Here is a 16,287-nt window from a genome sequence, read left to right on the forward strand (position 1 = left end):
TCAAAAGTACTGGAGTTACATAAGAGAAAAGCTTCGCTTTCTCTATTTGCAACCTCTCACAGTCTCCCAGACAGTTTTTGACAGGAACTGCATTCCTTTTATCCGCAACTTTCAACAGTCCACTGGACTGTTGAAACTGGCAAAGTATCATGTTGATTTTCGACGAGTATAAGACAGCAAGGGCAGGGGCAGGTCCACCCTTCTGTCAGCTCTTATTTTTTGATTAAAGTTTTTCACGCGCTGCCTTGGCTGCCTCTACCAGGCGGACCAGGCTGGCCTTGGTTTCAGTAATACCACGCGTTTTCAGGCCGCAGTCAGGATTGATCCAGAGCTTGCGGCTCGGCACCTTGGTCAGGATGGCTTCGATGGTGTGGTCGATTTCCTCTTCATTTGGTACACGAGGAGAGTGGATATCGTAAACTCCAGGTCCCACTTCTGTCTGGAAGTTCTTGGCCTTGAGCTCATCCAGGATTTCCAGGTTGGAGCGGCTGGCCTCAAAGGAGATAACATCCGCATCCATGTTGTCAATGGCCGGGATGATATCGGTAAACTCTGAGTAGCACATGTGGGTATGGATCTGCGTATCCGGTGCAACGGTAGAGTGGACCAGACGGAAGGCCGGAATAGCCCAGTCCAGATAATCTTCATACCAGTCGCTGCGACGGAGCGGCAGCTTTTCACGCAGGGCAGCTTCATCGATTTGGATAATCTTAACGCCGGCAGCTTCCAGGTCCAGAACTTCGTCCTTGATGGCCAGAGCAATCTGCAGGGTAGAGTCCTTGATGGAAATATCTTCCCGTGGGAAGGACCAGTTGAGGATAGTTACAGGTCCCGTCAGCATTCCCTTAACCGGCTTGTCAGTCCGGCTTTGAGCATAGCTGGACCATTTAACAGTAATCGGGTTGAGGCGGGTTACATCGCCCCAGATAATCGGCGGTTTCACCCCACGCATACCGTAGGACTGCACCCAACCGTTCTTGGAGAAGAGGTAGCCGGACAGGTTTTGACCGAAGTATTCTACCATGTCATTACGCTCAAATTCCCCGTGAACCAGAACATCAAAACCAACTTCTTCCTGCCACTTGATCCATTCGTCAACCTGCTCAGCCAGGAACTTGTCATAGTCTTCCTGGGACAGTTCTCCCTTGCGGAAGGCCAGGCGCTTGGCCCGAACTTCCTTGGTCTGAGGGAAGGAACCGATGGTTGTCGTCGGAAGGGCCGGCAGTTTGAAGGCTTCTTTCTGAATGGCTTCGCGTTCTGCGAAGGTCGGCAGACGAGTATAGTCTGCATCTGTCAATCCAGCGATACGAGTTGCCAATTCAGCATTTTGACCGACACGCTCTGTCGCAAAGAGTTCCTTATTGGCAGCCAGGGCTTCTGCTCCGCCACCATTGCGGATGGCATCTAGGTCCCGAAGCTCATTCAACTTCTCAGCCGCAAAGGCAAAGTGCTTGAGGATAGCTTCTTCAAAGTCTTCATTGGCTGTGGTGAAAGGTACATGCAGGAGGGAGCAAGAGCTGGTCAGCACAAGCTTTTCAGCCGGAACCTGCTCCAGGACAGCCAGGCTCTTTTCATAATTATTGCACCAGATATTCTTACCGTTGACAATCCCGACATAGAGGGTCTTGTCGGCCGGGAAGCCGGACTTGACCAGCTCCAGGTTTTTCTTGCCTTCGACGAAGTCCAGACCGATAGCGTCTACCGGCAGTTCGATCAAATCAGAGTAGATATCCCGAACATCGCCGAAGTAGGTCTGAATCAGGACTTCCAGTCCCTTCTTGTCAGCCAGGATTTTCCTGTAGAGATCAAGGAAGAGGTCCCTCTCTTCGGCGGACAGGTCCTTGACCAGGCTTGGCTCATCCAGCTGGATGCGCTCAGCTCCTAGGTCGGCCAATTTGGCAAAGACTTCCTGATAGACCTTGGCCATGGCAGCCACAAACTGGGCAGCCTCTACCCCTTCTTCAAAGTCGGACAGCTGCAGAAGGGTAAAGGGACCTACCAGGACCGGACGGGTATCCAGGCCCAGTTCCTTGGCTTCCTGGTATTCGTCAAAAATCTTGTGACCGGCCAGTTTGACCTGGGTGTCTTTTTCAAACTTTGGAACGATGTAATGGTAGTTGGTGTTAAACCATTTTTTCATGGGCAGGGCACGGACGTCCCCTTTTTTCCCTTGGTAGCCGCGGGCCAGGGAAAAATAACGCTCCAAATCAGACAGGTCCAAGCCCTGAACAGAGGACGGCACTACGTTAAAGAGGAAGGCAGCATCCAAAACGTTATCATAGTGAGAAAAATCGTTGGACGGCACTTCAGTAATCCCGTGCTCTTTGACGATATTCCAGTGCTTGGCGCGCAGGTCCTTGGCAGCAGCCAGGAGCTCTTGAGCTGAAATTTCATTCCTAAAGTATTTTTCAGTAGTGAATTTTAATTCGCGGAATTCTCCCAAACGCGGGAAGCCAATAATCGTAGTTGACATAGTCATCCTCCAAAATTTCTTGTTGACACTATCTTAACAGAAAATCTAAGCTCTGTATAATTGGAATTTCTAGGAGTTTGCTATAGTTAAAAACTATGGCAAGATTCTAAATATATATTAAACGTTGATTTCATCGCGTGTCGTTTAACATTTTATGATTTGATATAGTTTAAGGCTATGGCAGCCGCATACATCAAAATTTTTGAAAATCCTTTGCTTGCTATTTTTTAAAATAGATGTTAGAATAGCAACATAATAAAAAGCAAAGAACATTTGGGGTGCTGAGGCTGAGATTATACCCATGGAACCTGATGCAGTTAATGCTGCCGCAGGGAAATGTATAAGAAAGACCAAACCGTTCTAATCATTTATGTGATTAGATTTTATTTTGTCGCGCTAAAACTCCTCATCTGCTTTGTTAGAAGGAGTTTTTTTATGTTTGAAAAATGGAGTTTACGAGATGTTATCCTCTTAGCTCTTTTAGCTATTCTTTTCGGTGGGATTTTTGTCGGTTCAGGTTTTCTTTACAATATTTTGACAGCTATTTTAGCGCCAGCAGGTTTGGAGCCTTTCGCCAATGAAGTCTTGTTCGGACTTTGGTGCATGGCAGCTCCTATGTCAGCTATACTCATTCGCAAAACTGGTAGCGCCACGATTGGAGAAGTGCTTGCAGCCCTCGCAGAGGTACTATATGGTAGCCAATTTGGCACGAGCACCTTGATTTCTGGCTTCATACAAGGATTTGGTAGCGAGCTTGGGTTTGCTGCGACCAGATACAAACGCTATGATTGGTTGTCACTTACTTACAGCGCAATTGGTACGACCCTTTTGAGCTTTGCCTATGAATATTTCAAAATTGGTTACTATGCTTTTAACCCCGGTTTTGTCTTAGCATTGCTTGTTGTCCGCTTCCTTTCTGTATTCTTTTTCTGCGCCGTTCTAGTCAAAATTATTATGAATCTTTACGACAAGATTAACCAAGCTGCTGGTAAATAAGATGAAACTAACATTAGAGCACATTTATTTTAGAGATGTCTTTAAAGATTTAACCTTCGCCTTTGAAACAGGAAAAATGACGCTCCTGATTGGTGATACCGGTGCTGGCAAATCAACTCTTTTTCGGATTTTAACGAATTTCAACGAACTAGACTTCTCTGGAGAGGTAAAACTAGGTGATACACTATTATCTCATTTATCTATTCATGAACGAGTCACCTACCTCAGTATGATGTTTCAAAATCCAAGCCGTCAATTCACCATGCCAACTCTCTATGAAGAATTGATTTTTACGTTGGAAAATCTCCAGATACCTGCTGACCAGATTGATGGAAAAATCCAGCATGCGATTGCTCTTGGCAAAGTAGATCACTTGCTTCATCGGGACTTTCTGACCCTATCTGGTGGAGAAAAGCAACAAGTCTCTCTGGCGGTTCTGTTGGCTATGGACTCGCAGATTATTCTATTGGACGAGCCCTTTGCTTCTGTCGATCAAGAGGCACGCAAGCGCTTGATTCATCTGTTAGCGGATTTGACAAAAATGGGGAAGACTGTTATTTTATGTGACCATGATCGTAGCCTCTATGCTGACTGCGTTGACCACCTTGTTGAGTTAAAAAATGGGGAACTTTTTGAACGAGATGTAGCTCTTTTAAAAAAGGAACTCCCAAGCTATCAGCTGGCATGCGAAAATACCCAGCGAAATCCTCTCTTACAATTACAGCACGTTTCCTGTCAATTTGACTCAAAAATACTTTTTGCGATTGAGGATTTTACTTTTCAGCAAGGTGTTACGACTCTCATCGGGTCTAACGGTGCCGGCAAGTCCACTCTCTTTCGTGCCATTTTGCAATTGCAAAAATACAAAGGCAGCATGCGTTATCAGGGCCGAAAAATTAAGAAGAACAAGAAGTTATATCGCCATATTACTGCTGTTGTTCAAGATGCTGAAAAGCAATTCATTCGGACGACCCCTGCAGAGGAATTAAACCTGCCCTCTCTTTCCAATGAAAACCAAGCAAAGGTACAAGAAGCCCTGGATTTATTTGGCTTAGAGGACAAAATGGATTCTGGTCTTTTCCACTTGAGCGGCGGACAGAAAAAAATCATTCAGTTACTGGCTATCCTGTCCTTGGAAACTCCTGTCATACTCATGGACGAACCCTTTACTGGCTTAGATAAAAAAGCCTGTGATTTTTTTGCTAATTGGATCAGAGAAAAAGCTGCACAACAGAGCTTTATTATCATTTCTCATCGCTTAGAGCCATTAGACGGTATTAGTGATTATTTGGTAGAGTTGACGTCTCACGGGTTGACAGAAAGGAGAGCGCTATGAAAAAAGAAGAAACAAATGTCCTAGCACTCTTGCTCCTTCTCATTGCCTTGACGTTAGAAATCTCCTTTGTCCGCTCAACATGGCTCAACTGCGCTATTGTCGCAGGAACACTCATCTACCTTATTTATATTAGGAAATGGTGGGGTATTCTCTGGGTGTTCCTTCTGCCATTACTTCCGGCGTTAGCAAATTTCTGGGCTATTCAGCTTCACGGTGACAAAAGTCAAGCGATTGTTCTTTTTACACGTTCTTTTGCTTTAGCAGCTCTGGGAATGACCTTTTTATACGGCGTCAATCTCAATCAACTCTTGCGCTACTGGCATCAAAAAGGACTTCCGGGTCATTTTACCTACGGGCTGCTCGTTGTCTTAAACGCTATTCCAGTTATTCAAAAAGAAATCCAAGCTGTTCGCGAAGCCAGTCTTTTGCGAGGCAAAACCTTACATTTCTGGTCGCCAATCTTTTATATCAAAGCAATTTTTATCGCTTTCAACTGGCGAGATTCCTATGTAGAAGCTATGTATGCACACGGCTTTGATGAGACTGTCAAACGAAGCTATTACCGACATTTAGAAACACCAAAAAGCACTACCCTTGCTTGCTTCTTGATTTTCCTCCTTATCAATCTAACCCTTTTTATCCCAAAGTAGGAATTTGATACAAAAAACACTACAATCAATTTTATTTTTTAGAAGGTCTTTTTATCCACTTAAAGTCGGTCATCGTCTAATTCTATCGCAACACAAGCACCTTCTTTATGCTATAATGATATCAAGTAATCCAATTTATGATAGATTTTAATAGGTTTACTCTTACAATCGTTCCCATTTCTTTTGTTGAAAATAAAAAGGAATCACTCATGAAAATCATTTTTTTACACGGTCTTGGACAGGATAAACACTCTTGGGATAAAGTCCGTGAACTTCTGCCACAATATGACACCGAGGCTTTAGACCTCTTTTACACAAATAACAACATCATTACAGTCTCTCAGCTAGAACAACACCTTTGTCAGGAACTTCAAGCCATCAACGAACCATTTGTTCTAGTTGGATTGTCCCTCGGTGGAACTCTTGCCTTAAAGGTGGGGCAACAATTTCCTCAGCTCCAAGCACTCGTTTTATCAGGAACTCAATATAAACTAAGCTCCAATCTACTCTATAAACTCCAGCTGGTTATCTTCTCTTGCCTACCAGACTCCCTATTCAAAAAAGAGGGGCTTCATAAAAAATCTTTTGTTGGCCTGTTAAAAGACTTGAAAAATTTAGATTTATCAAGTCAATTAAGTGCAATACAACTTCCCAGCCTCATCATCTGTGGCAGCAAAGATTGGCCTAACCTGCCTTCCTCTAAAAAATTAGCTGCAGCTTTACCCCAAGCAGATTTTGTGACACTTTCAGGTGGAAATCATACACTTAACACAGACCATCCTCAAGAAATGGCCACTATGATTGAAAGATTTATCCTACAAAATTGTGAAATCTGAGGTTTTCTCAGATTTTTTAAATTTTAGAAATATTTGAGAATTGCTTGAGACTTATTTGACAAGCATTTTGTATACTAAATAGTGAAAAGAGGGAGAACTCTACGATAGAAAAAATGGAGGTCATGTTATGGAAACTGTTGTAAATGTGAAACACATCAGCAAGAGATTTGGACAACAACTCGCTTTGGATGATGTCAGTCTCACTGTGAAGCAAGGAGAAATTTACGGGCTAATTGGGAAAAATGGAGCTGGTAAGACAACGCTTATCAAAGTGATTACCCAGCTGATTCAGCCCAATAGCGGTACGGTCGCTCTCTTTGGCTCTTCTAATAACTCCGAATGGACGCACGCTCTCAAGCGAGTTGGTTCTGTCATTGAAGCACCCGCTGCTTACAATCACTTGACGGCCTATGAAAACTTAAACTATTGTTGCAAGATACGGCATATCCCAAATGCGGATAAGGTTATCCAAGAAACTCTCTCTTACGTGGGCTTGACCAATACTGGCAAGAAAAAATTCCGAGATTTTTCTCTTGGAATGAAACAGCGCTTGGGCATTGCCATTGCTCTTCTGTCAAAACCAGATTTGATGATTTTGGATGAACCGATTAACGGGCTTGACCCTGTCGGAATCAAAGAATTCCGCCAGTTGGTGCAACGTCTCAATGAAGAATTAAATATGACCTTCATCATTTCCAGTCATATTTTAAGCGAGCTATACCTAGTTGCTACAAAATTCGGCATTATCGAAAACGGTCAACTTATCAAAGAAATCACGAAAGCAGAATTTGAAGAAGAAAATGAAGATTATATCGTTTTGAAAACAAATAATCTTGCTGAAGCAAGCAAAATTCTTCACGATCAACTAGGCTACCGCCTCAAAGTTGTAAATGCAACAGACGAGCTGCATATTTTTACTCATTCGCATGAAATCAACAAGATTATTCAAGAGCTAGGAAAGGCGAATATTGCTATCAATGAAATCTACTATGCTCGTCAAGATTTAGAAAAATACTTTACAGATCTAGTAGAATAGAGGGAGGTTTATCATGTTTCATATTATTCAAGCAGACTTTTATCGTCTTTTTCGTTCAAAAGGTTTTTGGATTACAGAAATCCTTTTTATCATCACACTCTTATTAGGTGTGCTCTACGGTGTTGTGGGAAGTATCGGAGTTCATACAGATACAAAAGCTTTTGAAAAACTGGGTGATAACGGAGGCTGGACTGGCTTTGAGGCTATCACTAAAACCTCTGATAATCTTAGTAATACCATTATTTTTATTATTATCCTTGTTGTTTTATTGATTGGAATTGATCTCACTCAGAAATTATATAAAAATTCTATTACTAGTGGTATTTCACGGCCAGAATTCTATTTATCTAAATTCCTTGTTCTGGCAACTCTCATCGTACTTCAATTGATTCTAACCTATTCCTCATTTATTCCAGCTACGCTCATCAATGGTATGGGAACCGCACCCAAACATTTTCTTTCTAATTTTCTCATTACGATAGGAGTTCAATTTATTTGTACCCTAGCTTGGGTCAGCCTTGTTTCTTTCGTACTGTATGCTACCAACTCTATTATAGCTGCTATTTTCACTTATTTGATCGGTGTTTCCCTGCTAAGTCTGCCAACTGCCTTTTATCCAGATATTGACTGGTTAAAATACTTGAACATGCAATTCTATTTTGACATGGTTTCTAAACAGGATATGGTCTTCAAAACCATAACCATCGCTCTTCTCATCACACTTCTTTTTGCATTTAGTGGTTTGCAAGTGTTTAAAAGAAAAGATTTATAACAAAAGAAAACAGCTAGTCAAATGATTAGCTGTTTTTTTGTATAAAATATTCACAAACGGATAAGCAATCCAAACCATTCTCCTTCAGCTTTCATGGTTAAATCACCGCCAAGAATATCTACCAGTTGTTGAGTGATATAAAGTCCTAAACCAGAGGATTCTTCCGTGCTAGAGAGATTTTCAGAATAAAAGCGATTGGTTAATTTTTCCAAATGCTGAATTGGCTGACGGACTATATTTTTTACACTTAAAAGAATAGCCGCATCTTTTCGGATTAAAGATAGCTGGGCAGTTTCCTTTCCATGCTTGAGGACATTGCTCAACATATTTTGGACAATTCGCTCCAAAATTTCTGGATCTGTCTTTATTACTAACCCCTCCTGCAAATTTACTTGCAATTCAATTCCTTGCTTTTGAAAGGCATCATAAAAAGGAAGCATTTGCTTTGCAACCAGTTTGGAAATATCTATTTGTCGAAACTGCGGCCGAACAGCCCCTTCCATAAGACGACGATATTCCATGAGCGCTTCCAAACGATTGGAAACAACGGACAGATTGGTCGCAATTTTCAACAGCTGTTTATTTTCTTCTTTTTCCTTTATAAGCTGTTGGGTATAACCGCTAGCGATGGTCAAGGGTGTGCGAATATCGTGAGCAATATTGCTAATAGCCATATCCAAAGTTTTCTTCTCCTGGCGAGCAATAAAACGTGTTTGTTCTACTTCTTGAAAGAGTTTTTCCACTTCATTTGCCACCTCAATAATTGTTTGACCATGATATTGAGGTGTTAAGCGTATCTGACTACCAGTTTCCCGTTTCTCACGAATCTGCTGTGAAAAATTACGAACCGCAACATGATAACGCACGAGCAAGACCCCGAGCAGACCGATGAACATAATTAGTATAAATTCAAGCATTCTCAGTCCTCCTTAAGCCGTACACCCAGTCCCCAAATCGTTTCGATATATTCTTCCGAATCATCTACTTGTGCCAATTTCTTACGAAGATTGCTTAGATGAGTGTTGAGCGTATTATCTCCCGGAAAATATGCCTCTTCCCAAATCAACTCAAACAGTTCTTCTTTTGTGTAAATTTTCTTCGGATGATGAAGCAAGGTTTGAAGTATCTGATACTCTTTCTTGCCTAAACGAACTCGCTTTTCTCCATTGACCACTTCAAATGTGTCTGGTGAAAGACGGATATTTTTTATCCCTTGAATTTCTGTTGCTTGCTCTTGTAAAAGGTGGTTACGAAGCTGCACGGTCACACGTGCAAAAACCTCATCCAGATCGAACGGTTTGACAATATAGTCATTGGCACCATCCAACAAATATTGACTGACCAGCGATTTCTCACCCAAAGCTGTCAGCATGACCACCGGAATCTGACTGCTTTTGCGAATTTCTGCCAAGACCTGATCACCGTTTTTCCCTGGCAGCATAATATCCAACAGCACCAAATCAATCTTTTCCTGCGCAAAAACAAGAAGTCCTTCCGTTCCAGAATATGCTGAAAAAACTCTATGTTCAGCTTGAAACAAATCTTTTAAAATATCATGAATATCGTTATTATCTTCGATGATTAAAATAGTAGCCATATTACATCCATTTCCAGCAAAATCTCTTATCCATAGTGTAACAAGGAAAAAGACGGAAGTCAACGGAAAGCAAAAAAGAGAGTGGAATGACGAAATCAAGTTTCTACGAAGCTACTGATTTCTGCCCCACTTTCACCGAATTCTTGAAATAAGAGAGCCGATTAAAATGATTTTAAATTTTGTCTCACGCCCCAATTGCTCTATTTCACACTTGCCCCATTAGTCGCAATGACTTCTTTATACCAGTCAAAGGATTTCTTCCTGGAACGTTTAAGTGTGCCGTTTCCATCGTTGTCACGGTCAACATAGATGAAGCCATAACGTTTTTTCATCTCGCCAGTACCGGCTGACACTAGGTCGATACAGCCCCAAGTGGTGTATCCTAGAAGTTCTACGCCGTCTACATTGATTGCATCACGCATCGCCTTGATATGGGCAGCTAGGTAGTCAATGCGGTAGTCATCTTCGACATAGCCATTTTCATCCGGTGTATCAACTGCTCCCAGACCGTTTTCCACGATAAACATGGGTTTTTGATAGCGATCCCAGATGACGTTAAGAGTAATTCGCAAGCCCAGCGGGTCAATCTGCCAGCCCCACTCAGAAGCTTCTAGGTAAGGATTCTTAAGCGAGGCAAAGATATTTCCGGCAGTTTTTTCATTGACCTTTGGATCACCAGAAGCCACCCGGCTGGAATAATAAGAGAAGGAAATGAAATCCACCGTATAGGTCTTGAGCAAGTCTAGGTCTTCTTTTGTCATTTCAACTTCAATACCCAGACGCTCCCATTTCTTCTTAGCATAGTTTGGATATTCTCCTCTGGACTGGACATCAATGAAGAAATAGCTTTCTCGATCTTCCTGCAAAGCTGCCCAGTAATCTGCTGGATTGGCTGTATTTGGATAATACTGACCAGCTGCCAGCATGCAGCCAACCTTATTTTCAGGGTCAATCTCATGTGCCAACTTGGTCGCAATAGCTGACGCTACCAATTCATGATGAGCTGCTTGGTATTTGACCTGCTCTTCATTTTCCCCTTCTTCAAAGTAAAGTCCTGCTCCCATAAACGGTGCATGGAGAATCATATTGATTTCATTGAAAGTCAACCAGTATTTGACTAGCCCCTTGTAGCGGGTAAAAAGAGTGCGGCAGAGACGCTCGTAAAATTCCAGCATTTTGCGGCTGCGCCAGCCTCCGTATTCCTCAATCAAGTGCATAGGACAGTCAAAGTGGGTGATGGTCACCAGAGGCTCGATGCCATACTTGTGGCATTCCTTAAAGAGATCTTCGTAAAATTTCAAGCCTGCTTCGTTAGGTTCTAGCTCATCTCCCTTTGGAAAAATCCGAGACCAAGCAATGGAGATCCGATAAGTCTTAAAGCCCATTTCGCCAAAAAGCGCAATATCTTCTTTAAAATGGTGGTACATATCAATGGACTCTTTTGCCGGATAGAAATAGCCATCCTCAAAGTCAAACATCTTTTTCTTACCAGCAATAATCGGGAAACGATCCGCACCAATCGGCACCACATCGACATTTGCAAGACCTCTACCATCAACATCATAGGCACCTTCACATTGGTTCGCAGCGGTCGCTCCGCCCCATAAAAATCCATCTGGAAAAGTCAATTTTTCTGTCATATCTCTACTCACTTTCTTATTTTACTACTTCATTTACTTATATTATACTCCAATATCCAGACCTTTACTTGTGAAATACTGCGGAATAATGATACTATTCTACTATTTTAGTTAATCAGATAGTTTTTTTAAAAATTATCCTCTCGAAAAAAGCAAATAGCCTCCCCTGAAACAGAAAAAGAAGACTGAAAACCAGTCCCCTCTGTTCCTTTTAAATCAAAGCCGTGATGGCCGTCACCAGACCGAAAATGATTCCCGGTGCATTTGCTGCTGCAAGCGGAATATCTCTTTCTTTTTTGAACAAGCCGTAGTAGACCCAAAGGCTACAGTTAATGGCTGCAACCAAGGGTTGGATAAAATTCCCTTTTTGACCCGCTAGGTTGTTCATGATTTGTGGAATGTAGGACACATACATCATAACAGACATAAAAGTTGCAATCCAACCCAGCGTTTTCATTTGTCTTTCATTCATTTTCAAAACCTCTTTCATTTTTAGGTTTATATTTTATACTGAGTGAGCAAAACAATCAAGCCCTTTTATCCCTTTGTTATAAAGATGTAAACTATCACAATCTTGTGATAAGTAAGAAGACAAAGAAAAAGACCGGATTGCTCCGATCTTAAAATATAATTAAAAGGATACTTATAGTTCCTCTATAATACTAGATACCTTTCGCTTTTTGGTTTTCAAGTTCTTTGTAGTTGCATAAATATTATTAATAAACTCAACTTGATTTGAAAGCCAAGAAAACATATTCGCAAATTTTTCTTCACCAAATAGCTCTATCCCTGAATCTATCGTCATATAAGGAATACCATCTCCTATTTTAGAATTAAAAGTCTCATAATCTTCTTTTGAAACAAAATCCTTTCTATCGCTCTGATATTTATTCAATAGAATTAACAGTCTCAGACCATTACATAAATACATATCTTTAATATACAAAGCGCTATGATATTGTTCATTTTCTTCCTGATTTTTAATAGAAAATTTATCAAATAATGTTTTTAAAAAAGAGAGTATACCTTCTTTTTCATAGAGGCTAATAATATTTTCCATAACAGGTTTTAGAATAATGGAGTTCACTTTCTCACTTTGTAAATCAAACAACATATAAAAATATGAGTCTGTTTGAATTGTTGATGATTCTCTAAGCCATCCATCTAAAAGTTTTTCTTGGGTAGTATCAGGTAATTTACAAGTATACCATGCTGAAAAATATTCTTGAAAAGATCGATGAGAGAATCTATACTCTAGTCCTTCTTTTACAAGCATACAGACAGAATGGACTAAATCTTCCTGAAAATCATCTACATTAAAACTAAATTTATCTTTGAATTTTTCTTTCGCACTATTTATTAGTTCATGTAGTCTTGTTTCGGAAAATTCATATTCTCCTTTAAAGTACGATTTAAAGCAAATGTAGGAGAATACAAGTTTAAAATCCTCACAACTTAAACCACTTCGTATATCTCTTACAAATGAATCTTTCGTAGCATCATGTACATTAAATAGAGTTACAAATGCCTCCTCGTAAAAATCATTTAAACGCTCAGGAATTGAAGCATGTTTTTGGAATGTTAATAACATAATTGTCAATAATAAAGGATTAGAAGCAAATGATTTATATTTTTCATATAATTTCTTCTCTAATTCCTCAGAAAATATTGATTTTGCCGTTTCATCAAAATCAATCTTATTAATTAGACTCAACGCTTGTTCTTTAGTTAATGGTAATGACTCAAACTCACTAAAATCTGACCATCCTATAAATTCTGTTGATGGTCTAGAGGAAACAAAAACTTGGTTTGAGGCATACATTTCACAGAACACCTTAATTTCTTCAGTAATAGAAGATTTCTTATCATGGTGAATTTCATCAAATCCATCTAAAAAAATTATGTAAGCACCTTGTTCTAAGCTATCGTCAAAATACTTTCTTTCCAACCTAAATCCATTTGATACCAAAGTTTTAAATATTAAATTTGAAATATTTAATTCTTTATTCTCTAAAGTATTCAAACTTCTTAATTCGATAAATACTGGAATAAAATTTGTAACTTCCATCGAATTTAAAAAAAGATGTTTAAACAATATTGACTTACCAATTCCACCAGTTCCTGTAACTAAAATTTTACTATCAATTTCTAATAAATTATTAATATTAGAAGAAGAGAGTGTTTGACCTGCATAAGATATACCTGTAGCTTCATAAAAAGAGTATAGATCTTTTCTTTCTCTCCTATAAATAATAGTTTTTATTTTACCATATCTGTCCTTTGTATTTTTTAGATAATCTTCATATGCTGTTCTATATTCAATATCTGCACTAGCATCAAGATCTTTAAAATAAGTTTTAATTTTCTCCCAACCTAAAGTAATTCCACTCTTTACTATATCAGTTGCTACACTAGTTACTATCGCTTTCCCGTCCATATCCATGTTAATCTCCTTTTTAATTTCACTATTGACCTTATTTTACCATAAATAAAATTTTCCAGGCAAATTTTTAATATACCATAAGTCTATTATATCACTATTCTAAAAACATATGAATATATGTTGTCTCGAGAGCTTAATACGCAATTTAAAAGAGGCTGGGACAAAAGTCCGACCTCAAATATAAAAAGCGAACAAAACTAGTTTTCTGATAATCAGAATTCTGCTTTGTTCGCTTTTCGCATTTAATTATAGATTAGAAGGGCTTAATAATTAAGATTTTTAAAAATTAAAATCTTTTTGTCCCAAACTCTTTTAAATAACAATTTTTTCTTAGAGGGATTATTTAATCGCGCGTGATTGCAATCCTTCTTCTTCCAAGAAGAGGCGGAATGGCACCAGTTCTTGAGCTTCGTATTTTTCTTTGAATGCTTTTATTGCTTCTTCAGAGTGTTGTTTTGGATCCAATTCCAATACCTCTACTGGCAATGGACGATCTTGTGTGATACGAGCATCAATAACAACTGTTTTACCTTCTTTATTAAGTTTCACAGCTTCTGCGACAACAGCATCGATGTCTTCGATACGGTCTACTGTAAAGCCAACTGCACCTTGTGCTTCTGCAATTTTCGCATAGTCAGGATTAGTAAAGTCCACACCAAACAAGTGTTTGTTAGTATCTTCATATTTGTTCTTGATGAAGGCGTACTCAGCATTTGAGAAGACAACATTGATGACTGGAAGGTCGTATTGAACGTTGGTGATCACATCTGGGTAGCACATGTTGAAGGCACCGTCGCCCATGATGTTCCATACTTGGCGATCTGGGTTATCTTTCTTAGCAGCGATTCCACCAGGCAAGGCAATTCCCATGGTCGCAAAGAGTGGAGATGTCCGCCACATGTTCTTAGGTGTCATGTGGAGGTGACGAGTTGATGTTTGAGTAGAGTTACCGACATCGATAGAGTAGATAGCATTCTCATCAGCGTACTTGTTGATAGCATTATAGACTTGGTACAATTGCAATTCGCCGTCAGTTTTACCTTCAAGCTTGTTCATGTAATCACGCCAGTTTTGGTTGTTCTTGACGTTAGCACGCCACCATGGAGTAGACTCAACTGGGTTTACCTTGTCAAGGATAGCTTTAGCGGCTTGACCAGCATCACCAAGGATAGAAGCATCAAGAGCATGGCGTTTGCCCAGCTTGTAAGGATCGATGTCCACTTGGATGAATTTTTCAGTGTTCTTGAAAGCTTCATAAACTTCTGCAAATGGGAAGTTTGATCCAAGGAAGAGAACTGTGTCTGCTTCAAAGACTACTTCGTTGGCTGGTTTCCAACCAACACGGTAAGCAGAACCAGTCAATCCTTCGTAGTTCCATTCAAAGGCTTCAAAGTTTTTACCAGTTGTGATGATTGGTGCTTTGATCTTACGAGACAATTCTGTGATGACATCACCAGCACCGACACCACCGAAACCAGCATAAATGACTGGGCGTTCAGCATTGTTGAGGATTTCAACAGCCTTGTCAATCTCAGTTTGGTTGAGGGTTGGCGCGATAAATTTGCGCTCGTAGGAGCCTGATCCATAGTAAGAGTCCGCATCGATTTCTTCAAAACCAAAGTTTACAGGGATTTCCACTACAGCTGGACCTTTTTTAGAAACAGCAGCACGGCAGGCTTCGTCGATGACTTTTGGCAATTGCGCTGCGTAAGCCACGCGCTTGTTGTAGACCGCAATACCATTGTACATTGGATTTTGGTTGAGCTCTTGGAAGGCATCCATATTGAGCTCATTGACTGGACGAGAGCCCAGAATCGCCAGAAATGGCGTATTGTCCATAGCTGCATCGTAAACACCGTTGATCAAGTGAGTGGCACCTGGTCCGCCTGAGCCGACAGCTACCCCGATAGAACCGCCCCATTTTGCTTGCATAACCGCAGCCAGAGCACCGGTTTCTTCGTGACGCACCTGCAGAAAGCGGATGTCTTTGTCTTCAGCCAAAGCATCCATGAGTGAGCTGAGGGTTCCAGAAGGGATACCGTAGATGGTATCCACACCCCATGTTTTCAAAACGTTGAGCATTGCTGCAGAAGCAGTGATTTTCCCTTGAGTCATCATAACTCTCCTTCAATATATGTTTTCTTGTTCAGTAAAACAATTTTCAGACAATATCATGAAAACGTTTTAATAAACTTTACTCTACCAATTTATCACGTTTTTCTGAACTTGTATAAGGATATGCTCATAGATCTTTGATAACTATTACATAACAAAATATCTAAATTTTTCAAAATTCTGCAATGTATTTTATAATAGATTTCAGAAAAGGCTTGAAATAAAGTTTATTGGGCAGAAAAATTTCAACTATATTTTCATATTGTTTGCATTTTCACAAAATTGGAATCTATTTATCCAGAGGCGTATAAATTTCAAAAGACAATCATCATGAATTTTTTAAGAAATTGTTTTTGTTATCGCATTGTCGTAAATCTTGCTGACGAGAAAATC

Annotated in this window: 13 protein-coding genes and 1 riboswitch; of the genes, 6 read left to right on the top strand and 7 right to left on the bottom strand. The window is 40.1% G+C overall.

The window, feature by feature from the left end:
• Positions 1-223: 223 nt before the first annotated feature.
• The gene (gene metE, locus RG565_RS00130) at positions 224-2,473 is read right to left on the bottom strand and encodes a 5-methyltetrahydropteroyltriglutamate--homocysteine S-methyltransferase (protein ID WP_247937418.1); all 2,250 of its coding nucleotides are present in this window, start codon (positions 2,471-2,473) and stop codon (positions 224-226) included.
• 264 nt (positions 2,474-2,737) lie between these two features.
• A riboswitch (TPP riboswitch) is annotated at positions 2,738-2,825 on the top strand.
• A gap of 83 nt (positions 2,826-2,908) precedes the next feature.
• Here metE and RG565_RS00135 point away from each other — a divergent pair.
• From RG565_RS00135 to RG565_RS00160, 6 genes are all read left to right on the top strand, one after another.
• Positions 2,909-3,469: an ECF transporter S component gene (locus tag RG565_RS00135; RefSeq protein WP_247937417.1), complete on the top strand. Its 561-nt coding sequence runs from the start codon at positions 2,909-2,911 to the stop codon at positions 3,467-3,469.
• A gap of 1 nt (position 3,470) precedes the next feature.
• A complete protein-coding gene (locus RG565_RS00140) occupies positions 3,471-4,805 on the top strand; it encodes an ATP-binding cassette domain-containing protein (RefSeq protein WP_247937416.1) in 1,335 nt (444 codons plus the stop codon).
• Positions 4,802-5,455, top strand: coding sequence for an energy-coupling factor transporter transmembrane component T (locus RG565_RS00145; RefSeq protein WP_247905955.1), 654 nt, complete (start codon positions 4,802-4,804; stop codon positions 5,453-5,455). Before RG565_RS00140 ends, RG565_RS00145 begins: the two co-directional genes overlap by 4 nt.
• A 209-nt stretch (positions 5,456-5,664) precedes the next feature.
• Complete coding sequence (locus RG565_RS00150) at positions 5,665-6,291, top strand: alpha/beta fold hydrolase (protein WP_106083134.1); 627 nt, start codon at positions 5,665-5,667, stop codon at positions 6,289-6,291.
• 127 nt (positions 6,292-6,418) lie between these two features.
• Positions 6,419-7,327, top strand: coding sequence for an ATP-binding cassette domain-containing protein (locus RG565_RS00155; RefSeq protein WP_247937415.1), 909 nt, complete (start codon positions 6,419-6,421; stop codon positions 7,325-7,327).
• 13 nt (positions 7,328-7,340) lie between these two features.
• Entirely contained in the window at positions 7,341-8,099 is a 759-nt protein-coding gene (locus RG565_RS00160) for an ABC transporter permease (RefSeq protein ID WP_247937414.1), read from the top strand.
• Between the two features lie 50 nt (positions 8,100-8,149).
• Here RG565_RS00160 and RG565_RS00165 read toward each other — a convergent pair whose 3' ends face one another.
• The 6 genes from RG565_RS00165 to spxB form a co-directional block, all read right to left on the bottom strand.
• Positions 8,150-9,016 (bottom strand): sensor histidine kinase KdpD, encoded by an 867-nt coding sequence (locus RG565_RS00165; RefSeq protein WP_247937413.1) that lies wholly within the window; start codon positions 9,014-9,016, stop codon positions 8,150-8,152.
• A 2-nt stretch (positions 9,017-9,018) separates the two neighbouring features.
• Entirely contained in the window at positions 9,019-9,696 is a 678-nt protein-coding gene (locus tag RG565_RS00170; protein ID WP_151380083.1) for a response regulator transcription factor, read from the bottom strand.
• 200 nt (positions 9,697-9,896) lie between these two features.
• Positions 9,897-11,336, bottom strand: coding sequence for a 6-phospho-beta-glucosidase (locus RG565_RS00175; protein WP_247937412.1), 1,440 nt, complete (start codon positions 11,334-11,336; stop codon positions 9,897-9,899).
• Positions 11,337-11,547: 211 nt separating this feature from the next.
• On the bottom strand, positions 11,548-11,808 hold the full coding sequence (locus RG565_RS00180; protein ID WP_247905957.1) for an SWEET family sugar transporter: 261 nt from the start codon (positions 11,806-11,808) through the stop codon (positions 11,548-11,550).
• 171 nt (positions 11,809-11,979) lie between these two features.
• Complete coding sequence (locus RG565_RS00185; RefSeq protein ID WP_268732142.1) at positions 11,980-13,779, bottom strand: NACHT domain-containing NTPase; 1,800 nt, start codon at positions 13,777-13,779, stop codon at positions 11,980-11,982.
• 339 nt (positions 13,780-14,118) lie between these two features.
• Positions 14,119-15,894, bottom strand: coding sequence for a pyruvate oxidase (gene spxB, locus RG565_RS00190; RefSeq protein ID WP_247937433.1), 1,776 nt, complete (start codon positions 15,892-15,894; stop codon positions 14,119-14,121).
• Positions 15,895-16,287 lie beyond the last annotated feature (393 nt).

Origin of the sequence: Streptococcus sp. IsoGale021, assembly GCF_031142795.1 — a bacterium.
GTDB lineage: Bacteria > Bacillota > Bacilli > Lactobacillales > Streptococcaceae > Streptococcus > Streptococcus hominis.

What these genes read in the sequence shown, in the direction of transcription:
- RG565_RS00135 (WP_247937417.1), top strand. Translation starts at nt 2,909, where the DNA reads ATGTTTGAAAAATGGAGTTTACGAGATGTTATCCTCTTAGCTCTTTTA.
- RG565_RS00155 (WP_247937415.1), top strand. Translation starts at nt 6,419, where the DNA reads ATGGAAACTGTTGTAAATGTGAAACACATCAGCAAGAGATTTGGACAA.
- RG565_RS00175 (WP_247937412.1), bottom strand. Translation starts at nt 11,336, where the DNA reads ATGACAGAAAAATTGACTTTTCCAGATGGATTTTTATGGGGCGGAGCG.
- spxB (WP_247937433.1), bottom strand. Translation starts at nt 15,894, where the DNA reads ATGACTCAAGGGAAAATCACTGCTTCTGCAGCAATGCTCAACGTTTTG.
- RG565_RS00160 (WP_247937414.1), top strand. Translation starts at nt 7,341, where the DNA reads ATGTTTCATATTATTCAAGCAGACTTTTATCGTCTTTTTCGTTCAAAA.
- RG565_RS00180 (WP_247905957.1), bottom strand. Translation starts at nt 11,808, where the DNA reads ATGAATGAAAGACAAATGAAAACGCTGGGTTGGATTGCAACTTTTATG.
- RG565_RS00170 (WP_151380083.1), bottom strand. Translation starts at nt 9,696, where the DNA reads ATGGCTACTATTTTAATCATCGAAGATAATAACGATATTCATGATATT.
- RG565_RS00150 (WP_106083134.1), top strand. Translation starts at nt 5,665, where the DNA reads ATGAAAATCATTTTTTTACACGGTCTTGGACAGGATAAACACTCTTGG.
- RG565_RS00165 (WP_247937413.1), bottom strand. Translation starts at nt 9,016, where the DNA reads ATGCTTGAATTTATACTAATTATGTTCATCGGTCTGCTCGGGGTCTTG.
- RG565_RS00145 (WP_247905955.1), top strand. Translation starts at nt 4,802, where the DNA reads ATGAAAAAAGAAGAAACAAATGTCCTAGCACTCTTGCTCCTTCTCATT.
- RG565_RS00140 (WP_247937416.1), top strand. Translation starts at nt 3,471, where the DNA reads ATGAAACTAACATTAGAGCACATTTATTTTAGAGATGTCTTTAAAGAT.
- RG565_RS00185 (WP_268732142.1), bottom strand. Translation starts at nt 13,779, where the DNA reads ATGGATATGGACGGGAAAGCGATAGTAACTAGTGTAGCAACTGATATA.
- metE (WP_247937418.1), bottom strand. Translation starts at nt 2,473, where the DNA reads ATGTCAACTACGATTATTGGCTTCCCGCGTTTGGGAGAATTCCGCGAA.